This window comes from Sphingobacteriales bacterium (genome assembly GCA_016711285.1).
Classification (GTDB): Bacteria; Bacteroidota; Bacteroidia; order Chitinophagales; family UBA2359; genus JADJTG01.
This window is the reverse complement of the sequence record JADJTG010000014.1, coordinates 116,528-138,728: the sequence shown is the minus strand read 5'-3', so window position 1 is coordinate 138,728 and position 22,201 is coordinate 116,528. Positions and strand designations below refer to the sequence as shown.

Sequence of the window (22,201 nt, the reverse complement as noted above, 5' to 3'; positions counted from 1 at the left end):
TTATTTTTTTGTACGAAGTTATAGATATATACGTTATAGTGTGGCAAAAGAAAATCGCCCTCATAGTTATAAAATATGAACCAAAGTTACTTTGCAAATAAAAAACAAGTTTTTTTATGAAGTACCTATATAAATGTATCATTATCTATATACTTAATTCTATGTTATTGGTACAAGCACAAAAACAAATAGAATTTAACAATATATTATCAGACGAAAAACTAGTCAGTGTGCAGGTTTCTCTTCCTATTATGTATGATAATACTATCAATTTGAGAACAAAAGAAAGGATTCTATTTTTGAATAACTTAGCAGAATTATATGATAGCGGGAGTGGGATTTTATTTATTACCCCTAATGATGGTAGTGTGGCAAGTGAAAAGAATACGAACTATTTTTTATGGAACGATACAACACTATTTCAATACAAAGTTTATACTATTGGTTTTGATGAATTTGTTGAAATAGCTGTTTTTAAAAAAAATATTTTGAAAAAAAGTATAGATATTATCAGTGATTTTATAACTTTTGAATATCAACAGGGAGTTGATGGGGAAAAATTAAAACATATACACATATTAAATAAATATCTTATTGTGTTAAGTTTTGAAAAGTCAAATAAGCTACTTTATATCCATAATAACACTATAAAAATATACTGATAAAAAACAGAAATCTATACAAATAAGTAAAGCGGTTTGGTTTGTGGTAAGACTTTATTGAATTTGCACTCAAAGAAACTGATTAAATATGAAGCATACTATTTTTTATACGCTGTTAGCCTTGTTATTCACTGTCAGCGTTTCTGCCCAACAAACCATTCAGGCGATAAAACCACTGGTTAAAGATAAAATAGCCATTATAGATGGCGATATTGTTAGAACAAATGTCAATTTTATACAACCTGTACTTTTAATATCACAAAAAGATGTAAAAAAAATATTGCAATTTTCTGACGGTAAAAAAATAACATTGGATGAAAAAAAATGGAGTTTAGATTTCTATGCAGGTGAAGATAGTGTTGGTAGCAATTTTGTTTGGAATGACAGTATTATTGTATGGGCAAATTTGGGCGGAATGAGAGGAACAGATTTAGAATTCAGGTTATATAAATATGATATTAATACTCAAAAAGTAGAACACTTTTTTCCTTTAAGCTATATGAATCTCTATATATTAGACAACGGCATTGAAGCAAAACCAAGGGAGGGTTTATTAAGGCGCATTGTGGTCATCAGTGAAGATTTGATAGCCATTTATTACGGCGATAATTACATAAAACTGCTCCAACTCAAAGATAATGATGTCATTCTACACCAATTTTTAAGTTCGCAATAATGCCATAAAAATTATCCCTGTGCTCTAAACAGCAAATTACAAGAAGGTTTTATTTATCCTTAAAAAAAACATAGCTAATATTATGAATACATTACAATTCAATCATCTTATAGTGATAAATACCTTGTTTGTTTTCTTATTCAACACTTGGCAAGGCGCAGCACAAACCACCCCCGATAAAGCACAAGAAGCCAGTCATATTTTAGATACTTTGAAATTTCAGAATAAGACTTATCTTGTTCTAAAACAAGGTAGTATTGCAATAGATACTTTTTTTATCTCTGATGAATATAAACAATTAAAAGATTCATTCATAGAAAGCAGCGATACTTTTGCTTACATATATGAAGACGTGCATAATATCAATTACAACAGATTTTATTATAATAAAGAAAAAAAAGAATACACAGGTTTAGAAGGGTTTACTTTAGATTATAATAGAACAGAACGTCCTTGGTATAGATCTTATATGAAATTTTCTACTGCAAAATTTAAGGATAAGAATACGTTATTAGTATGGGATGAGTTTAAGCAACAACAACAAGAAATTAACCTGCCCGAATTAAAACGCAGGCGAGAAGAGCTTTTTAAAGAACTGATAGAAGACGAGAAATTTTTAAATGATTTCCAAAACGATAAATAGAAGGATAGGAAGTGGTTTACTGATACGATGAGAACAACATTATGGAATGAATAATACCATCAAATGTCTCGTAAATATCCTATTTTTCGGCAGCCGCTATGTTAAGACAATGTAAAATATATATTAAAAAACGCTAACCTAACAAAAAGCTGCTTTTTTCTTTTTTAGCTTTGCGCCAAAATTCAGCAAGTGGCAACAATCGGCGTACTTATGGGCAGCATTTCGGATTGGGAAACCATGAAGCATTGTTGCGCCATTTTGGACGTTTTCGGCGTAGCCTACGAAAAAGCGGTACTCTCCGCCCATCGTATGCCCGAAGAAATGTTCAGCTATGCCCGCGAAGCCCACACCAAAGGATTAAAGGTGCTGATAGCGGGGGCGGGCGGCGCGGCGCATTTGCCCGGTATGCTGGCTGCCAACACCATTTTGCCCCTTATCGGGGTGCCGATTTTATCCAAAACGCTCGCCGGTATAGACTCGCTGCTCTCTATTGTACAAATGCCGGCGGGTGTGCCAGTAGCAACGGTGGCTATCGGAGTGGCAGGTGCTAAAAATGCCGCACTCTTGGCGATACAGATATTAGCCACCCACGACGACCATTTGGCGCAGCAACTAACGGATTATAAACAACAGCTTCGCCACGAAGCGCAACACAGCAACGAACAATTCAACAATATCAGCAGCTCATAAAAAAAAACAAAAAGGCAGGCGCGTGCGCCTGCCTTTTTGTTTTTTTTTCCGACTATTCAATAAAATTATGACAAGCAAGCACCACATAGAGCATATCGGCATCATCGGCGGCGGACAACTCGGTCGTATGATGGCATTAGCGGCGCGTGCTATGGGCTATCGCATCACCATCCTCGACCCCACTCCGCATTGTCCCTGCGCGCCCCTCGCCGACCGACATATCATCGCCGCTTTTGACGATGTAACTGCCGCCCGCCAATTATTGGAGCATTGCGATATTATCACTTACGAATTTGAAAATGTGTCTGTAAAAGTGGCTCAGGCTTTGGAGGCTAAATTGCCGCAAGGCTGGCGTTTGCTGGAAATTACACAGCACCGTATCAAAGAAAAAAACTGCATTGTACAAGCACATTTGCCCGTTGCTCCCTATCAAACCTTGGAAAACACACAAGACTGGCAGCACTTCGCGGCACAATACGACCAAAATCCTCATAAGGTCATCATCAAAACAGCACAAGGCGGCTACGATGGCAAAGGGCAATATCTCATAGAAAACAGCCCGCAACTCCACACTTGGCTTGCACATACTATGCAGCCGCAACAAGCCTATATCGCTGAAAATTTTGTAGATTTTGAAAAAGAATTATCGGTCATTATCTGCCGCAATGCACAGGGCGAAACCGCCACTTTTGAAGTTGCCGAAAATATACATCGCCATCATATTTTGCATCAGAGTATTGCACCCGCCCGCATAGATGCCGCCCTTCGTCAAAAAGCGCGACACATCGCCGAAGTGCTCGCAACACAGGTGCAGTTAGTAGGTACTTTGGCGATAGAGTTGTTTTTGGTAAATGGCGAATTGTGGGTAAATGAAATGGCTCCGCGCCCACACAATTCCGGTCATTACACCATAGATGCCTGCCTCACTTCTCAATTTGAACAACATATTCGCGCAATATGCGGCTTGCCTTTGGGCAGCACCGAACTCGTGTCGCCTTGTGTGATGCTCAATATTTTGGGCGAAGATATGCCCGCTTTACAACGCCCGCTTATAGGCAAACACAAATTGCATTTATACGAAAAAACCGAAGCACGGGCAGGGCGAAAAATGGGGCATATCAATATTTTAGAAAAAAACACAGAACACGCCATAGCACAGGCTGAGGCACTGCACGGCTCTTTTAAAAATCACACTATCAATCCTGTTTTATACAATTCTCTTTAAAAACATATACATATCTATTATTTTATGCTTTTATACGAAGGCAAAGCCAAGCAACTTTACAGCACCGACACCCCGCAAGTATTGCGCATCGTTTATAAAAACAGTGCCACTGCCTACAATGGTACTAAAAAAGACATCATTGAAGGCAAAGGCGAACTGAATAATTTATTTGCGAGTCACTTTTTTACTTTGTTGCGCAAAAAAGGCATTGAAAGCCATTTTATACGGCAAATATCGCCCACCGAGCAATTAGTACAACAGGTGCAAATTATTCCTTTGGAGGTGATTGTGCGCAATGTGGTGGCAGGTACACTCGCCCGAAGACTCGGCAAACCCGAAGGTGTTGTATTATCCAAAAGCATTATAGAGTTGTGTTATAAAAATGACGAACTCGGCGACCCCCTCCTCAATGACGACCACGTTGAAGTATTGGGTATCGCAACTCCCGACACGCTGCAAGCCATCAAAAAAGAAGCACTTGCCATCAATGATATTTTATGCGATTATTTCAAGCAATACCACTTGGATTTGATTGATTTTAAACTGGAATTCGGCATCAGTTCCGAAGGAACACTTTTGCTCGCTGATGAAATTTCGCCCGATACCTGCCGCTTGTGGGACAGCACCTCCAAGCAAAAATTTGATAAAGATGTATTTCGCCGCGACATCGCCCCTTTGCGCGAAACCTATCAGGCTTTAGCCGAAAAATTAGCTTTGATTTAAAAAAATCATGGCTTATCAGTAAAAATAAAAACGAATTATTTTTTATTATTTATTTGTATTTCTTATTATTATGTATAAAGTAAAAATAAATATATCCTTACGCGAAAATATTTTAGACCCGCAGGGAAAAGCCGTAAACAATGCGCTGCATCAATTGGGCTACGAGGCTGTGGAGCAAGTGCGCGTAGGAAAATACATTGAGTTGTACCTCCAACATACCAACAATTTAGAACAACAAATAGAAAATATGTGCCGTCAGGTATTGGTCAATTCCGTCATTGAAGATTTTCAATATAGCATCGAAAACGTATGAAAATAGCTGTTCTTGTATTTCCCGGGTCAAATTGCGACCAAGATATGTATTTCGCCCTCAGAAATGTGCTGCATTATGAAGCGGAATATGTGTTTCATACCGAAACTTCTTTAGATGGCTTTGATGCCGTTTGTGTGCCGGGGGGATTTTCGTATGGCGATTATTTGCGCTGCGGAGCTATTGCGCGTTTTTCGCCAATTATGCCGGCAGTGATACAATTCGCCGAAAGCGGAAAAACGGTTTTGGGGGTTTGCAACGGATTTCAGATTTTACTCGAAGCGGGTTTGCTCGAAGGAGCTTTGCTGCGCAATGAGCAATTACAGTTTGTTTGCAAAAATACACCCGTAATTGTGGAAAACAACCAAACCCGTTTTACCCAATTATACGCCGCCGCCGAAGTATTGCATTTGCCCATAGCACACGGCGAAGGCAACTATTTTTGCGATGATGCCACTTACCGCCGTTTGCAGCAACGCCGACAAATAGTATTACGCTATCACAACGAAAACCCCAACGGCTCGCTCCACTGCATTGCGGGCATTTGCAATGAGCGCGGCAATGTGTTGGGTATGATGCCCCACCCCGAAAGAGCCGTAGAATCCTTGCTCAACAATACAGACGGCTTGCGGCTTTTGCAGGCGGCATTTTTGGAGGCAGCAGTGCCGGTTTAATTTTTTTTCATCATCAAAGATTAATTTTCTAAGCAATCTATTCATTTTTTTTAATTGAATACCATTTCCATCATTTTACCATGTCGCTTTCTCTTTTTGTTTCCGATATACCACTTTATCCTGCTCCCGAACAAATCCATATACAAAAAATATATACTCAAATGGGTGTGAGCGATGAAGAATACGAACATATCGTGGCACACCTCAACGGCAGACTACCTAATTATACCGAATTGGGTATTTTTTCGGTGCTGTGGTCGGAGCATTGCAGCTACAAGAACACCAAATTACAACTCAAAAAATTCCCCACACAAGGAAAATATGTATTGCAAGGACCCGGCGAAGGTGCAGGCGTTATAGACATTGGCGATAATATGGCGGTCGTATTTAAAATAGAAAGTCATAATCACCCTTCCGCCATTGAGCCGTATCAGGGAGCAGCTACGGGTGTGGGAGGCATTATTCGCGATATTTTTTCAATGGGCGCACGCCCTATCGCCTGCCTCAACTCGCTGCGCTTCGGCGAACTCAACAACGCACGCACGCGCTACCTTTTTGAACAAGTAGTCAAAGGCATTGCGGGCTACGGCAATTGTGTAGGCGTGCCCACCGTTGGCGGCGAAATTTATTTTGATGAGGCATACTCCGGAAATCCACTCGTAAATGTGATGTGTGTGGGGCTATTGCAGCACCAACATTTGCAAAAAGGCATTGCCAAAGGTATTGGAAATGCAGTAATGTATGTAGGGGCAGCCACCGGAAAAGACGGTATCCACGGAGCTACCTTTGCTTCCGAAGAGCTTTCCGAAAAAAGCGAAGCCAAACGCCCTGCCGTACAAATCGGCGACCCTTTTATGGAAAAACTCCTCATTGAAGCCTGCTTGGAGGTCATTCATCACCCTGCTGTGGTGGGTATGCAAGATATGGGCGCAGCAGGATTAAGTTGCTCCTCTGCCGAAATGGCTTCCAAAGGAGATGTAGGTATTGTGCTGAATTTAGACCTCGTTCCACAGCGCGAACAAAACATGAGTGCTTATGAAATGATGTTGTCCGAATCGCAGGAACGTATGTTGCTGGTAGTGAAAAAAGGTGCAGAAGCGGATATTGCGGCGATGTTTCACAAATGGGATTTGTATGCCGTAAAAATCGGAGAAGTAATAGAAGAAAAAGTATTGCGTTTGCTACATCGGAACGAAATAGTGGCAGAAATGCCCGTACACGGCTTGGTAAAAGATGCTCCCGTCTATCAGCGGCAGGGAAAAGCACCCGTTTATTTTGCTCAAAATTGCAATAGCGCCTATATTCCCGATATAGCGGATAACAGTGTTTTTGATATTTGGAAACAACTTCTGGCACAACCCACTATTGCTTCCAAACGCTATGTATTTGAACAATACGATTATATGGTGCAAACCAATACAGTCGGCACATCGGCGAGCAGCGATGCGAGTATTGTGCGTATCAGAGGCACACAAAAAGCTTTGGCTCTCACCGTAGATGGCAATGCCCGCTATGTATATCTCAATCCCGAAATCGGCGGTAAAATCGCCGTAGCCGAGGCGGTGCGCAATATCATTGCTTCGGGGGCTGTGCCTATCGGCGTAAGCGACGGACTAAATTACGGCTCGCCCGAAAATCCCGAAATATTCTGGCAGTTGGAACAATCCGTCAATGGTATGGCGGCGGCGTGCCGTGCTTTTGAAGTGCCTGTTATCGGCGGCAATGTGAGCCTCTACAACGAGCGCAGCAATAGCGGAGCTGTATTGCCTACTCCTATTATTGCGATGGTGGGTTTGATAGAAGATACGACACATATCACCACACAAAAAGTAAAAAATGCAGGCGACAGCTTGTATGTTATCGGCACAACACGACCCGAATTTGGCGGCAGCGAATTACAAAAAATGTTGCAGGGGCATTTGTTCGGAGCTTGCCCGCAGATAGATTTAAACGAAGCCCTTATTATAAATCACTGCCTCACACAAGCCATTCGCCGAGGAATTATCCGTTCGGCGCACGATGTGTCGGAAGGCGGAATAGCGGTGGCACTGGCTGAAAAACTCTTCGGCAGCGGTTTGGGCGCGCAAATAACGATACCTTGCCACAGCACACAAGAGCGTTGTATGCTCTTGTTTTCCGAAAGGCCAAAATCGTTACCTCGTGAGCGTAGCAGCTGAAAACATCGCCGCTTTTGAACAATTATTCGGCGATAAAGCTGCCTGTATCGGGCAGATAAGTACCGATGCCCGCATTGCTTGGTTGCAAGAGCAGGTGGAAGTTGCCGAATTGTATGAAGCGTGGAGCAAAGGCTTGGAACGACAACTACACCCGCAATCATAAAAAATTGATTTTCAATAAATTAATTTGTTCAGTATTTACAATTTTAAAAATATTTATTCCTTAATAAAATATGTTTAAAGAAGAAATAGCAGATGATAAATGGCACGAGGAATGTGGCGTTGTGGGTATATTTAACCACACTGAAGCCGCTAATCTCGCTTTTTTCGGATTAAATGCGCTACAACATCGCGGGCAGGAAGGAGCCGGAATTATGGTATCCGATGGCAATAGCATTTGGGGACATCGCGATTTGGGATTGGTGAATGAGGTTTTTTCACCCAAAAAAATGAAAAAACTCCGCCCTTCCAAGCATGCTATTGGTCATGTGCGCTACTCTACCGCCGGCGGCAATTTAGTGAGTAATGTGCAGCCTTTTGTCATTTATTCGCACGAAGGCTATTTCGCTATTGCCCACAACGGCAATTTTGTAAACGCCCAACAATTGCGCTACGATTTGGAAAATAAAGGAGCTATTTTTCAATCTACTTCTGATACTGAAGTGGTGGCTCACCTCATTCGCCATAGCAAAGCCTCCGGCGATTTGGAGCAAATTGTACAGGCACTCAAACAAGTCGTGGGTGCTTTCTCTTTTGTGATTTTAACCCAGAATGCACTCTATGCAGCAGTAGATAAAAATGGTTTTCGTCCGCTTTCGCTCGGAAAAATCAATGAAGAAACCTTTGTGGTGGCTTCCGAAACCTGTGCTTTTGATGCCATCGGTGCTACTTTTGTGCGTGATATTACGGCAGGTGAAATTATAGAAATTTCGGATAAAGGAATTGTTTCGCAACAATTTACACAGCCCAAACCTTCCAAATGCTCTATGGAATATATCTATTTTGCGCGCCCCGACAGCGATATAGATGGTATTAGTGTATATGAGTCGCGCAAGCGTATGGGCGCACAACTTTGGAAAGATGCGCCCGTTGCAGCAGATGTGGTCATTGGTGTGCCGGAGTCGGGTTCTATTGTGGCGGCGGGTTTGGCGCAGGAAAGCGGCTTGCCCTATGAGCGCGGACTGATAAAAAATCGCTATATCGGGCGTTCTTTTATACAGCCCACCCAAACTATGCGTGAAAAAGCCGTGCAGTTGAAATTGGCAGTAGTAAAAAGTGTAGTGCGGAATAAGCGAGTGATTGTAGTAGATGATTCTATTGTGAGAGGCACTACCAGCCGCCAAATCGTGAAACTCCTGCGCCACGCCGGAGCTAAAGAAGTGCATTTTCGCAGTGCAGCACCGCCCATTCAGTTTCCTTGTTTCTATGGTATCAACACTTCCACAAAAGGCGAACTCATCGCCGCCAACAAAAATTTGGAAGAAATGACCGCTTATATGGAGGTGGACAGTCTGGCTTTTTTGAGTACCGAATCTATGATAAAAGCGATTGACCGCCCCTTAGCCGGAAAACTCAAAGGGCATTGTATTGCTTGCTTTACCGGTATTTATCCGACCAATTTATATAAAGACATGCTCAATTTTCAAGAAAAATGTTAAACGTTTTTTTCGGTATAAAAATATGCGCTATGTGATGAAATAAGCACTTAACGCAAGGTTTATTTTTTTAATATTTTATTCATTATACAGCCATAAAAAATGAAACAGTATAAAGAAGCAGGTGTGGATATTGAAGCGGGATACGAAGTAGTACAACGCATCAAAAAACACACTCAACGCACTGCTGTAAAAGGTGTGACAGGTGCTATCGGCGGCTTTGGGGCTTTGTTTGATTTGAGTGCTTATCATCTGAAAGAACCTGTATTGGTGTCGGGAACGGACGGTGTGGGTACTAAATTAAAAATTGCCTTTGAACTCGACAAGCACGATACCATCGGCATAGATTGTGTAGCGATGTGTGCCAATGATATAATAGTGCAAGGCGCAAAGCCGCTGTTTTTTTTGGATTATTTGGCAGTGGGTAAAAATAACCCCGATGTTATAGAGCAAATCGTAAAAGGCGTGGCTGACGGCTGCCAAATGGCAGGCTGTGCTTTGATTGGCGGCGAAACCGCCGAAATGCCGTCTATGTATGCCAACAACGAATACGACATTGCCGGATTTTGTGTGGGAGCAGCAGAAAAATCGCAACTTATCAACGGCTCGCAGGTGCGGGCAGGCGATGCAGTGCTGGGCATTGCTGCTTCGGGGATTCATTCCAACGGATTTTCGCTGGTGCGCAAAATCATCTCCGCTTGTGGCTTATCCTTGCATAAAAACTATTCCGAATTGCACCCCACACAAACTCTGGGCGAGGTGCTGCTCACGCCTACCTCTGTGTATGTACCTGCTGTTCTGGAATTGTTGCAACAGCTTCCCGTTTTGGCAATGAGCCATATTACGGGCGGCGGCTTTTACGAAAATGTGCCGCGAATGTTTGCTGATACAACAACTTTTGGGGTAGCTTTCGACAAAAATGCGTGGCAAATACCGCCTGTGTTTTTGTGGTTGGCGCAACACGGAAAACTGACTATGCCAGACTGTTTTCAGGTATTTAATATGGGTATTGGGTTGGTGCTCGTGGTGCGTGAGCAGAATACGGAAAAGGCTCTTCGCTGTTTAAACGAATTTTTTCCGGCTTATCGCATCGGAACGGTTATTCCGCAAAACCAATTAACTTTTTAGCTGATGAACGACGTTGTTCCCCCTTTCGTGAACCTCGCTGTTTTTGCTTCCGGCAACGGCAGCAATGCAGTTGCTCTCATCAGAGCGGCACAAAGCGGTATTTTGGCGGCAAAAATAGTGGTGCTGATTTGCGACCGCCCCGCCGCTCCGGTTATTGAAAAAGCAGCCGCCCTTGCCGTGCCGGTATGTGCTGCCCCGCGAAGAATATGCTGATAAAGCTGCCCACGAACAGGCAATTTTAAATATTTTAAGACAACATAAAACCGATTTTATTGCTTTGGCGGGTTATATGCGCTTGTTGGGAACTGTGTTATTGAGGACATTCCCGCAAAAAATTGTCAATATTCACCCTTCTTTATTACCCAAATACAAAGGTTTGAACGCCATTGAACAAGCCGTATCGCAAGGCGACCCCGAATTGGGTGTTACTATTCATTATGTAGATGCCGGAATGGACAGCGGCGAAATTATTGCCCAACAAAAAGTATATATCGCCGACCTCAGCCAACCACTTACCGCTATTGAAGCACAAATTCATCGCATAGAGCACGAATTGTATATCCAAACTTTACAAAAAATATTTTCAACATTTTCTCATTCGTCATCACAACTTTAAAGAAGAAAAAAACATATTTATGCGTGCATTACTAAGCGTTTCGGATAAAACATATCTTTTTGAATTGGCAACGCGCCTGCATCAACTTGGTTTTGAGCTAATTTCTACGGGCGGCACTCAAAAAGCAATTTCGGAGTACGGACTGCCCGTGAAAAACATATCTGAGATTACCCATTTTCCCGAAATATTGGACGGCAGAGTAAAAACCCTGCATCCGGCAGTACACGGCGGTTTGCTGGGGCAGTCTTCGCTTGCGGAGCATGTAGCGCAAATGGAAATGCACCAATTGGAGCGCATTGATGTATTGGCGGTGAATTTATACCCTTTTAAAGAAACCCTGCGCCGCAGCGATGCCGATTTTGAAACCTGTATTGAAAATATAGATATTGGAGGTCCGGCGATGTTGCGCTCTGCTGCCAAAAACTTTCATGATGTCATTGTGTTGTGCGACCCCGCCGATTATCTGCCTGTTTTAGATGATTGGGAGCAACAAAACCTCTCCCTGTCGCAGCGAAAAGCTTTGGCAGCCAAAGTATTTCGCCATTGTGCCGCTTATGATGCCCTCATCGCCGATTTTCTTACACAGGAGCTTTTCCCTGAAAAACTCACCCTCACTTTTGAAAAAACACAGCAACTGCGCTACGGCGAAAATCCGCATCAACAGGCGGCTTTATATCGCCACCCTCTGCACCACCGCACTTCCGGCATTTCCAATGCACTGCAATTACACGGCAAAACCTTATCTTACAATAATTTGCAAGATGCCAACGCCGCCCTGCAATTATTGGCAGAGTTTGATGACGATATAACGGCAGTGGCGGTAAAGCATACCAATCCCTGCGGCGTGGGGCGTGGCAATACGGCGGCGGCGGCGTTTGAACAATGTTATCAAGCCGACCCGCTTTCTATTTTCGGCGGCATTGTCGCTATCAATGCTCCCGTTGATGAAGCCACTGCTTTGCAATTATCGGATATTTTTTTGGAAATAGTCATTGCCCCACAATACAGCGAAACTGCTTTGCATATTTTAAAACAGAAAAAGAATCTGCGCATATTACAAATACAATTGCCTTTGCAACGACAACACACACATATTGCGATGATAGAGGGCGGTTTGTTGGTACAGGAAAGCGACTCCCGCACGGCTGCGCGCGAAGATTTGCGGCAAATGAGCGAAAGTTCAGCTTCGGAGGAGCATATCGCTGCTGCTTTGTTTTTGTGGAAAGTAGTGAAGCATGTAAAATCCAACGCTATTGTGGTAGGCAGTGTCCAACGCACCTATGGCATAGGAGCAGGTCAAATGAACCGCGTGGGGGCGGCGAGTATTGCTTTGGAACAAGCAGGAGCATTAGCACAGGGTGCGGTATTGGTCTCTGATGCCTTTTTGCCGCTGCGCGATACCGTAGATATAGCGGCAAAATACGGTATTCGTACTATTGTGCAAACAGGAGGCTCTATAAAAGATGCCGACAGCATACAAGCTGCCAACGAACACGGTATTGCCTTGCTGTTCACTGATATTCGTCATTTCAAGCATTAATTTTTTTGTTAATTTTTTATATATTATAATGAATATTCTCATCATCGGGCGCGGCGGACGCGAGCATTGTTTGGCGTGGAAATGTCGCCGACACAGTGGCGTACAACAAATTTATGTAGCCAAAGGCAATGATGGTATGTGCGAGGTGGCGCAAATAGTGGATATTGATGAAAATGATATAAGTGCTTTGGCGGAGTTTGCTTTGCAAAACGCCATTGATTTGACAATTGTGGGTACTGAAACACCTTTGGAAAAAGGTATCACCGATGTATTTCGGCAGCACGGATTGCGCATTTTTGCACCCACCCAAGCAGCAGCCCGCATTGAAACGAGCAAGGATTTTGCCAAGCAACTGATGCAACGCGCCCATATCCCTACTGCACAAGCCGCCACTTTTACAGATGCAGCAGCAGCCCGCCAATATGTGTTGCAAAAAGGGGTGCCTGTTGTGATAAAAAATGACGGTTTAGCTGCCGGAAAAGGTGTGGTGGTGGCAATGGACGAAGCCACCGCATTGGAAGCAGTAGATTTGATGTTGCTGCATCAGCAGTTCGGTTCGCAAAAAATATTGATAGAAGAATACTTAGAAGGGGAGGAATTTACTTTGATGTGTTTGGTGAATGGAAGAAATTATATCGCTTTACCGCTTTCGCAAGATCATAAGCGTGCTTATAATGGAGATGTAGGTCCTAATACGGGCGGTATGGGAGCTTATACGCCCGTGCCACAAATTCATTGTACGCAAGAAGCATTGCAAAGGGTTGTAGAGCCTTTGTTACGCCAAATGGAAGAAGATGGTTATCCTTTTTGCGGATTTTTGTATGCCGGATTGATGCAAACAGCCGAAGGCGTGAAAGTAATTGAATTTAATGCTCGCTTTGGTGACCCCGAATGTGAAGTATTATTACCCGCTTTGCGCAATGATTTGGTAGCCGACATATTGGAGCTTCTTGACGGAAAATCCACCACCGCCGCTTCATCTGCACCGCTTTCTACTTTGGGCGTGGTACTCTGTGCCGAAGGCTACCCGCAGCAGCCGCACACAGGTTTTCCTTTACATTTTCCCGCCTCTGAAACGATACAGGTATTTCACGCAGGCAGCAAAAAAGTCGGCGATGCTTATGTTTCCAACGGCGGGCGCGTGGCGGTGATTGTGGCACAGGGCGAAACCTTGCAAACAGCACAGCAAAAAGCATATCAATATATAGAAAACATGCAATTATCCGAACATTTTTTTTACAGAAACGACATTGGGCAAAAGGGAATTGCAGCAGAAAAAAGCAATTTATTTATCCAAACTTAAAAAAAACATTAACCACATCCTTTTTTATATTCTTGAATATGGTACTGATTGTTGATTTTGGCTCGCAATACACTCAACTAATCGCAAGGCGCGTGCGGGAACTGCACATTTATTCCGAAATACACCCTTTTGACCATTTGCCCGAAAATATCGCCGATTTCCGCGCCATTATTTTATCGGGTAGCCCCAATTCGGTACACGCCCCTGAGCCTTATTTGCTCGATATGGCTGCTATTGTCGGAAAAGCCCCCATTTTGGGCATTTGCTACGGCAGTCAGCTCATTGCCCACACGATGCAGGGCAAAGTGCTGCCTTCGGAATTGAGGGAGTACGGGCGCAGCCACATCAATATAGCACCGGAGCACCCACTTTTTGAAGGCGTACCCCAGTCGGCGCAGGTATGGATGTCGCACGGCGACAGCATTATGCAAGTACCCGAAGGCTTTCGGATTATCGCCACCACGCCACAAATCCCCATTGCCGCTTTTGAATACCCCGACCAACAGATATTCGGCTTACAGTTTCACCCCGAAGTGAGCCACACGCCGCAGGGTTTGCTGATGCTGAAAAATTTTCTGTATCGTATCTGCAACATCGCTCCCACCTGGACCCCCCAACACTTTGTAGAAAGCACCATCGCTGCCCTCCAACAGCAAGTGCAAAATGCACAAGTACTCTTGGCATTGAGCGGCGGCGTAGATAGTTCGGTGGCGGCGGCTTTATTGCATCGTGCCATCGGTATGCGCCTACATTGCATTTTTGTAGATAACGGCTTGCTGCGCAAAAACGAATTTGAAGCGGTGCTGCAATCGTATAAAACAATGGGGCTGAACGTAAAAGGAGTAGATGCCAAAGCTGTTTTTTATGAAAACTTAAAAGGAATCTCCGAACCGGAGCGCAAGCGAAAAATAATAGGAAAAACCTTTATTGATATATTTGAAGCCGAAGCCCGCCGCCTGCCCGAAATGAGTTTTTTGGCACAGGGCACCATTTATCCCGATGTGGTAGAATCTTTCGGCAAACACTCTGCCAGCATCAAATCGCACCACAATGTAGGCGGCTTACCCGAAAAAATGCACTTGAAAGTGGTAGAGCCTTTGCGCCTTTTGTTCAAAGATGAAGTACGCAAGGTGGGTGCTTTTTTGCAAGTTCCCCAACCTATTTTGCAGCGTCACCCTTTTCCGGGTCCGGGTTTGGCTATCCGTATTCTGGGCGAGGTGAATGAAGAAAAAGTACAATTATTACAAGAAGCCGATGCTATTTTCATACAAGGTCTGCGCCGCGAAGGACTGTATCACGAAGTATGGCAGGCAGGAGTTATTTTGTTGCCGGTGTATTCGGTGGGTGTTATGGGCGATGAGCGCACCTACGAACAATGTGTAGCACTGCGGGCGGTGTCGAGTGTAGATGGTATGACGGCGGACTGGGTGCCTTTGCCTTACGATTTTTTGGCAAAGGTTTCCAATGATATTATCAACTCTGTAAAAGGCATTAACCGCGTGGTGTACGACATCAGCTCCAAGCCGCCCGCTACCATTGAATGGGAATAGGGCAGCATTAAAATTATAAACACGAACCTGTTTTTTTTATAAATTTCAGCACTTAAAACCATTACTTTAGTTGATTTTCATTCTTTTTGTAAAAATATTTTTTTGATATATATGAGTAAAATTATCCGGCAAGCTCTTACTTTTGACGATGTATTGCTCGTCCCCGATTATTCCGAAATATTGCCGCATCAGGTAAATACCGGCACTTGGCTCACTCGCCACATTCGGTTGCATATTCCCTTGATGAGTGCCGCTATGGATACTGTCACCGAAGCGCGTATGGCAATAGCAATGGCGGGCGAGGGCGGTATCGGCATCATTCACAAAAATATGAGCATGGAGGCACAGGCGCAGGAAGTAGAAAAAGTAAAATTAGCACGCAATGTGATGATAAAAGACCCTTTTCATCTTTCGCAGCATCATTTTGTATATGAAGCCGATGAATTGATGAAACGTTTTGGAATTTCCTCTATTCCCATCACCGAAGGCAGCAAATTGGTCGGTTTGCTCACCGCCCGCGACCTCCGTTTTGAGAGCGACCACCACAAAAAAATATCCGAAGTAATGACCCCGCTTCAAAATCTTATCACTGCCACTGACGTAAGTTTGGACGAAGCGCGGCATATTTTGCTCAAAAACAAAGTAAAACGCCTGCCCCTTGTAGATGCTCACGGCAATTTGAAGGGTTTAATGACAATGAAAGATTTGGAAAAAACGCTGCAATATCCCAATGCCGTAAAAGATAAAGCCGGACGCTTGATAGCGGGGGCGAGTATCGGTGTTACTGCTGATATGGAGCTGAGATTGGAAAAATTAGTAGATGCTGAAGTAGATGTAGTGGTGCTGGATACGGCACACGGGCACTCCGAGGGCGTGATAAGGGCGGTGCAAAATATCAAGAAAAAATACCCCGATTTGCAACTCATTGCTGGTAATGTGGCTACTGCCGCCGCCACTGCCCGCCTCATTGATGCCGGAGCCGATGCCGTAAAAGTAGGTGTGGGACCCGGCTCTATTTGTACCACACGCATTGTGGCAGGTATCGGCGTGCCGCAGGTCAGTGCTATTATGGATTGTGCCGAAGTAGCCAAAGCTCAGGGTGTGCCGCTTATTGCAGATGGCGGTATCAAGTATTCGGGCGATATTGTAAAAGCCATTGCCGCCGGAGCCGATGTGGTGATGCTGGGTAGTTTGCTCGCTGGTTGCGAAGAAAGCCCGGGCGAAGTAGAAATTTTTCAAGGACGACAATACAAAGTATATCGCGGTATGGGTTCTATCGGTGCAATGAATCAGGGGGGCGGCGACCGCTATTTTCAAACACAAAGCAAAAAATTTGTACCCGAAGGCGTAGAAGGGCGCGTGGCTTATAAAGGCAAGGTTGCCGAAAGTGTGTATCAGTTGGTAGGCGGCTTGCGACAAGGTATGGGATATTGCGGAGCAGCCGACATTTCGCAACTCAAAAACGACACTCAATTTATACAAATTACGGCGGCAAGCCTCAAAGAAAGCCACCCGCACAGCATTTATATCACCAAAGAAGCTCCTAATTACAGCCTCAGCCATTCATAAACAAATCTTCAATTTTTATTCGTTTACTATGCCGTCGTCATCTACATTACAATATCAAAATCCACTCACCGAACGCTATGCGAGTGAGGAAATGTTATATAATTTTTCGCCGCAAAAAAAATTCTCTACTTGGCGCAAATTATGGCTCGCACTGGCACAATGCCAACAACAACTCGGTGTTGCCATCAGCGATGAGCAGATTGCTGCTTTGGCGCAAAACACAGAAAATATTGATTTTGAAAAGGCGCGTGCTTATGAAAAAGCATTTCGCCACGATGTAATGGCTCATATTCATACGCTGGGCGATGCCGCTCCGGTAGCACGCCCCATTATACATTTGGGCGCGACGAGTGCTTTTGTGGGCGACAATACCGACCTCATACAAATCCGCGACGGGCTGCACCTCATTCGCCGCCGACTGCTCCACGTCATCGCTGCGCTTGCCGCTTTTGCCCGCACCCACAGCCACTTGCCCACGCTGGGTTTCACACATTATCAACCGGCACAGCTCACCACCGTTGGCAAAAGGGCTACTTTATGGCTGCAAAGTTTGTTGTTGGATTGGGAAGAACTCGAATTTAGAAGCCAGCACCTTCGGTTCAGGGGCGTAAAAGGGACAACAGGAACAGGAGAGAGTTTTAAAAATCTTTTTGACGGCGATTATCAAAAATTATTGCAATTAGACGAAATGATAACGGAGCGTATGGGCTTTGAGAGGCGTTTTGAAGTAAGCGGACAAACTTACGACCGCAAAATCGACAGTTCCATTGCCCAACTGCTCTCCAACATTGCTCAATCGGCGCATAAATTCACCAATGATATTCGTTTACTTGCCAATTTGAAAGAAATAGAAGAGCCTTTTGAAAAAAAACAAATCGGCTCTTCGGCAATGGCTTATAAGCGCAACCCTATGCGCAGCGAGCGGATAGCTTCTTTGGCGAAGTTCGTTATATCGCTCAACGACTCCGCCGCTATGGTTGCCGCCACACAGTGGTTGGAGCGCACGCTCGACGATTCCGCCAACAAACGCCTCACCCTGCCGCAGGCTTTTCTGGCTACCGATGCCCTCCTGATATTGTGGCACAATGTAGCCGAAGGTTTGGTGGTATATCCTAAAATGATGGAACGCCATATCCGCGAAGAACTGCCCTTTATGGCAACCGAGCAAATTTTGATGCAAGCCGTAAAAAACGGCGGCGACCGACAACATTTACACGAAAAAATACGGCTTCACAGCATAGAAGCCGCCAAAAAAGTAAAATGGGAAGGCGAATCCAACGATTTATTGGAGCGCATTATGAATGATGAAGATTTTAAAGGAAAAATAGACGAAGCTGCGCTGTCTGACGTATTAGAGCCTTTGAATTTTGTAGGATTTGCACCCCAACAAACCATAGATTTCCTCGACCATCAGATAGACCCCCTGCTTTCGCAGTATCAATATCTGCTGGGCGGTATGAGCAGCGACCTCAAAGTATAAAAAAAATGGCAGGCACTTGTTCTTTGCTTTCTTAAAAAACGGTTTTACGTTCCATAACCGTATATTTTCACGGTGGCAGACGTAAAATTTCACGTTCCTGACGTGAAATTTCACGGTACGGTCCTGACGTGAAATTTCACGGTAACAGACGTAAATTTTCACGTTCCTGACGTGAACGTTCACGGTGGCAGACGTAAACGTTTACGTTCGGAGGTGCATGGTTTACGTTCTTTACGCCAATTTTTACGTTCCTGACGTGAAATTTCACGGTATCGGGCGTAAAATTTCACGGTGGCAGACGTAAATTTTCACGTTCCTGACGCGAAATTTCACGTTCTCGACGCAAACGTTTACGGTGGCAGACGCAAACGATGCACCTCTAAGCCCGAAATATGGCATAGATGCAATAAAAACGATGGTTTGACAAATATACCTGAGTTGCTCAATCGTGCGGAATAGGGGCTTTTTTAAGTATTTTTTTTTAAAATCTAAAAAAAGAAACTTAACCCAATAAGTAGTTGTATAAAAATACTTCTATATTTAGAAATTGATAATCGGATACTTATGCTAACTAAAAACTAAAAACTAATCACTCACAACTGCTTATAACATACAGCAGCTACATCAAGCATATAATATTATTTTTTTGCCGAATACTTATTTAAAATATTAAAAAAACAAACACAAATCTATGCCAATTTATTCCGTAGTAGGTACGCAGTGGGGCGATGAAGGAAAAGGAAAACTGATTGATGTATTAGCCGACAGTGCAGATTATGTAGTGCGCTATCAGGGCGGCAACAACGCCGGACATACCGTAGTGGTAGGCGACGAAAAATTTGTGCTGCACCTCCTGCCTTCGGGTGTGCTGCACCCCCGCGCCAAATGCCTCATCGCTACCGGTGTAGTGGTGGACATACCCGTGTTGCTCCGCGAAATAGCTACGCTGCAAGCCAAAGGTGTTGCCACCGACCATATTTTTATCAGCGACCGTTGCCACCTTATTATGCCGTATCACATCAAATTAGATGAACTCAAGGAGCAAAGCCACCAAAAAATAGGCACTACCAAACGCGGTATCGGTCCGGCGTATGTGGACAAATACGACCGCTGCGGTATCCGAATGGCGGATTTGTTCAACGACAACATTTTGTATCAAAAAATAAAAGAAAATCTGTCGCACAAAAATCTCATCTTACAACATATCTATCAGGCAGCACCTTTTGATGCAGACCTTTTATTTGAGGAGTACCGACAATATGCCGACTTGCTGCGCGAGCGTGTGATAGATACACGCCTTGAAATGCAAAACGCTTTGCACAATGAAAAAATGATTTTGTGCGAAGGCGCACAGGCTTTGATGTTGGATATTGATTATGGCACTTATCCTTATGTTACTTCATCGTCTCCTACGGTGGGAGCTATTTCGGTGGGCACGGGCATTGCGCCGCAACACATCAAAAGAAGCTACGGCGTAATGAAAGCCTACGCTACACGGGTGGGCGAAGGTGTTTTTGTCACCGAACAGAACAACGACACAGGTGCGTATTTGCGCAACAAAGGAAATGAATACGGTGCTACCACCGGACGAGCACGCCGCATCGGTTGGTTAGATTTGCCTGTGGTGCGCTATGCCTGCCAAATCAATGGGCTTTCTGATGTGGTGATGACCAAAATTGATGTATTGAGTGGTTTGGACGAAATACAAGTGGCTGTGGCATATCGCTGCGGCGGCGACCACCCCACCCGCAATATTCCCGCCGACCTCTCCTACCCCAATGCCGACATCAGTGCCGTATATGAAACCTTTGAAGGCTGGAACGAAGACCTCAGTGCCATCAAAAATTACCACGATTTGCCCCCCGCCTGCCGCCGCTATATCGAATTTATTGAAGATTACCTCCAAACCCCCCTCACGATGATTTCGGTAGGACCGGAGCGCAATCAAAATATTTTTAAAAACGGGTCTATAAAATAAATGCTGTCGTTTTTTTTATAACTTTTTGATTATCAATATCAAAATTTAGCTTCGGTAGCGTTCAATTTATACGCTCGAATTTTTTTTTGCAAAAAAAATTTGGCGTTATGAAAATAACGTGTTAGATTTGGAGTAGAACTCATTAAAAAACGCTCTTTTACTATGAAGCATCTGCTCTACCCCCCCTATTTAGCGTAATTACAACGTTATTTTTATGTGTAGTCTTGAAGGCGCAGCCGCCAACCCAAGAACCGACTGTATTGCCACTTGCTTTTGAATACCCAGATAATACTGTCTTTATCTCGGAGGTGGTTTTTCACGCAGACGAAGCTGTTTTAGTAAACGGGCAGCCTCAAAAAAAATGGATCATTGTGGTAGATGACATTACTACCGAACCTATTTCGGGAATCGATGCTACGGTGGTATGGAAAGACGGTGCTGCCAGCAATCCTGCTGCTTATTGGGGCGGCAAATGCAATGCCATTGTGAGTGCCAAGTTTAATGCGAAACAATGTGGAATGTTGGGATATGCCAATATTTGGGCAAAAGCAACGGTACAGACGGCTTTGATTTGCCGCCGCGCCTACTCAACGACAACTACGAGTACCCACCCACCGAAATGATCCAAGCCTTTGAACAAGGGCGGGTACTGGGTTATGAGGCTTTTGCTTTTGAATGGACTATTGCCGAAAGCGAAGCCGCCTTAGAAACAGCCCCTAAAGCCAAATTTACCACCAAATTCCGCCTCTATGTTACCCGCGATAAGCCGAATGTAGGACAATATTATGGAATTGACAATCCTAATGAACCCGGCAATGGATATTATAATATACACGAAACCTCCATACACCACGCTTGTGTGAGTGCGCATCAGTTATCTACAAAAGATGAGATTGTAGGGACTATTTTTACAAAATATTTCAAAGATTTGAAAGCGAAAGACATTAAAGGAGATCCACTTACTTATTGGGGGAAGGGAGAAGATTCATATTGTACTAATTTAGAAGATTTTTTTAAGTACAATGATGGTACTTGTGGAACTTGGGCTAGATACATGAAAGAAATTTTGCGAATACATAATATTGATGCAGATGAGGTAGATATAGGTGTTGTCAATCCTGCTATAAACCTTATAGAAGAAGAGAAAATTACTAAAAAAATGACTCAAATTATGCTAAATGCGGGCATATCAGGTGTAATTAGTACTGGTAAAACGTCTTTTATGGTAAAAGAGTGGGAAGACAAAGCCAATGGAGAATGTTATGAATTAGGAGATGAATATATTTATGCAAGTGGAGTGGTGGGGATTCCTGCACAAAACAAAGATGACCCATGTTCTATTTTTCGTAATCATGTAGTGCTTCAATATACAACTGCCAATGAAAAACAATTGTTTTTTGACCCCTCCTACGGCGTGGCAAAAGCCCAATTGAATGATTATGAAAACGCAGCTATTAAAGTGGTAAGGGGTGTTCTCTGTAGTATAACATATACAGATTTATCTACGGGAAATTACATTATATCTTATTATATATATATAAGTAAAAACAATACCAATAATACGACAGAGTTAAAATATACCGTAGAATAATAAAAATTTAA

The 22,201-nt window shown here is 43.7% G+C and carries 18 protein-coding genes and 2 pseudogenes; all 20 read left to right on the top strand.

Annotation, left to right across the window (positions count from 1 at the left end):
• Positions 1-161: 161 nt before the first annotated feature.
• Positions 162-662 (top strand): hypothetical protein, encoded by a 501-nt coding sequence (locus IPL35_13300; GenBank protein MBK8444323.1) that lies wholly within the window; start codon positions 162-164, stop codon positions 660-662.
• 88 nt (positions 663-750) lie between these two features.
• Positions 751-1,338: a hypothetical protein gene (locus IPL35_13295; protein ID MBK8444322.1), complete on the top strand. Its 588-nt coding sequence runs from the start codon at positions 751-753 to the stop codon at positions 1,336-1,338.
• A gap of 82 nt (positions 1,339-1,420) precedes the next feature.
• Positions 1,421-1,981 (top strand): hypothetical protein, encoded by a 561-nt coding sequence (locus IPL35_13290; protein MBK8444321.1) that lies wholly within the window; start codon positions 1,421-1,423, stop codon positions 1,979-1,981.
• Positions 1,982-2,191: 210 nt separating this feature from the next.
• Entirely contained in the window at positions 2,192-2,671 is a 480-nt protein-coding gene (purE, locus tag IPL35_13285) for a 5-(carboxyamino)imidazole ribonucleotide mutase (protein MBK8444320.1), read from the top strand.
• A gap of 67 nt (positions 2,672-2,738) precedes the next feature.
• On the top strand, positions 2,739-3,896 hold the full coding sequence (purK, locus tag IPL35_13280) for a 5-(carboxyamino)imidazole ribonucleotide synthase (protein ID MBK8444319.1): 1,158 nt from the start codon (positions 2,739-2,741) through the stop codon (positions 3,894-3,896).
• Positions 3,897-3,920: 24 nt separating this feature from the next.
• Complete coding sequence (locus tag IPL35_13275; GenBank protein MBK8444318.1) at positions 3,921-4,619, top strand: phosphoribosylaminoimidazolesuccinocarboxamide synthase; 699 nt, start codon at positions 3,921-3,923, stop codon at positions 4,617-4,619.
• A 70-nt stretch (positions 4,620-4,689) separates the two neighbouring features.
• Positions 4,690-4,932: a phosphoribosylformylglycinamidine synthase subunit PurS gene (purS, locus tag IPL35_13270; GenBank protein ID MBK8444317.1), complete on the top strand. Its 243-nt coding sequence runs from the start codon at positions 4,690-4,692 to the stop codon at positions 4,930-4,932.
• Entirely contained in the window at positions 4,929-5,603 is a 675-nt protein-coding gene (purQ, locus tag IPL35_13265) for a phosphoribosylformylglycinamidine synthase subunit PurQ (protein MBK8444316.1), read from the top strand. The genes purS and purQ overlap by 4 nt, the downstream gene beginning before the upstream one ends.
• 80 nt (positions 5,604-5,683) lie before the next feature.
• Positions 5,684-7,943, top strand: a pseudogene (gene purL / locus IPL35_13260) (phosphoribosylformylglycinamidine synthase subunit PurL).
• 70 nt (positions 7,944-8,013) lie between these two features.
• A complete protein-coding gene (locus IPL35_13255; protein MBK8444315.1) occupies positions 8,014-9,438 on the top strand; it encodes an amidophosphoribosyltransferase in 1,425 nt (474 codons plus the stop codon).
• Positions 9,439-9,537: 99 nt separating this feature from the next.
• The gene (locus IPL35_13250; GenBank protein MBK8444314.1) at positions 9,538-10,563 is read left to right on the top strand and encodes a phosphoribosylformylglycinamidine cyclo-ligase; all 1,026 of its coding nucleotides are present in this window, start codon (positions 9,538-9,540) and stop codon (positions 10,561-10,563) included.
• A 3-nt stretch (positions 10,564-10,566) separates the two neighbouring features.
• Positions 10,567-11,179, top strand: a pseudogene (gene purN, locus IPL35_13245) (phosphoribosylglycinamide formyltransferase).
• Between the two features lie 13 nt (positions 11,180-11,192).
• The gene (purH, locus tag IPL35_13240; GenBank protein MBK8444313.1) at positions 11,193-12,719 is read left to right on the top strand and encodes a bifunctional phosphoribosylaminoimidazolecarboxamide formyltransferase/IMP cyclohydrolase; all 1,527 of its coding nucleotides are present in this window, start codon (positions 11,193-11,195) and stop codon (positions 12,717-12,719) included.
• A gap of 28 nt (positions 12,720-12,747) precedes the next feature.
• On the top strand, positions 12,748-14,022 hold the full coding sequence (purD, locus tag IPL35_13235) for a phosphoribosylamine--glycine ligase (protein ID MBK8444312.1): 1,275 nt from the start codon (positions 12,748-12,750) through the stop codon (positions 14,020-14,022).
• Positions 14,023-14,060: 38 nt separating this feature from the next.
• A complete protein-coding gene (gene guaA / locus IPL35_13230) occupies positions 14,061-15,572 on the top strand; it encodes a glutamine-hydrolyzing GMP synthase (GenBank protein MBK8444311.1) in 1,512 nt (503 codons plus the stop codon).
• Between the two features lie 111 nt (positions 15,573-15,683).
• On the top strand, positions 15,684-17,141 hold the full coding sequence (gene guaB / locus IPL35_13225; GenBank protein ID MBK8444310.1) for an IMP dehydrogenase: 1,458 nt from the start codon (positions 15,684-15,686) through the stop codon (positions 17,139-17,141).
• 28 nt (positions 17,142-17,169) lie between these two features.
• On the top strand, positions 17,170-18,621 hold the full coding sequence (locus IPL35_13220; GenBank protein MBK8444309.1) for an adenylosuccinate lyase: 1,452 nt from the start codon (positions 17,170-17,172) through the stop codon (positions 18,619-18,621).
• A gap of 691 nt (positions 18,622-19,312) precedes the next feature.
• Positions 19,313-20,599, top strand: coding sequence for an adenylosuccinate synthase (locus IPL35_13215; GenBank protein ID MBK8444308.1), 1,287 nt, complete (start codon positions 19,313-19,315; stop codon positions 20,597-20,599).
• A gap of 224 nt (positions 20,600-20,823) precedes the next feature.
• The gene (locus tag IPL35_13210) at positions 20,824-21,222 is read left to right on the top strand and encodes a hypothetical protein (GenBank protein ID MBK8444307.1); all 399 of its coding nucleotides are present in this window, start codon (positions 20,824-20,826) and stop codon (positions 21,220-21,222) included.
• Positions 21,111-22,190 carry a hypothetical protein gene (locus IPL35_13205; protein ID MBK8444306.1) on the top strand — a complete coding sequence of 360 codons (1,080 nt, stop codon included), beginning with the start codon at positions 21,111-21,113 and terminating at the stop codon, positions 22,188-22,190. Before IPL35_13210 ends, IPL35_13205 begins: the two co-directional genes overlap by 112 nt.
• Positions 22,191-22,201: the final 11 nt, after the last annotated feature.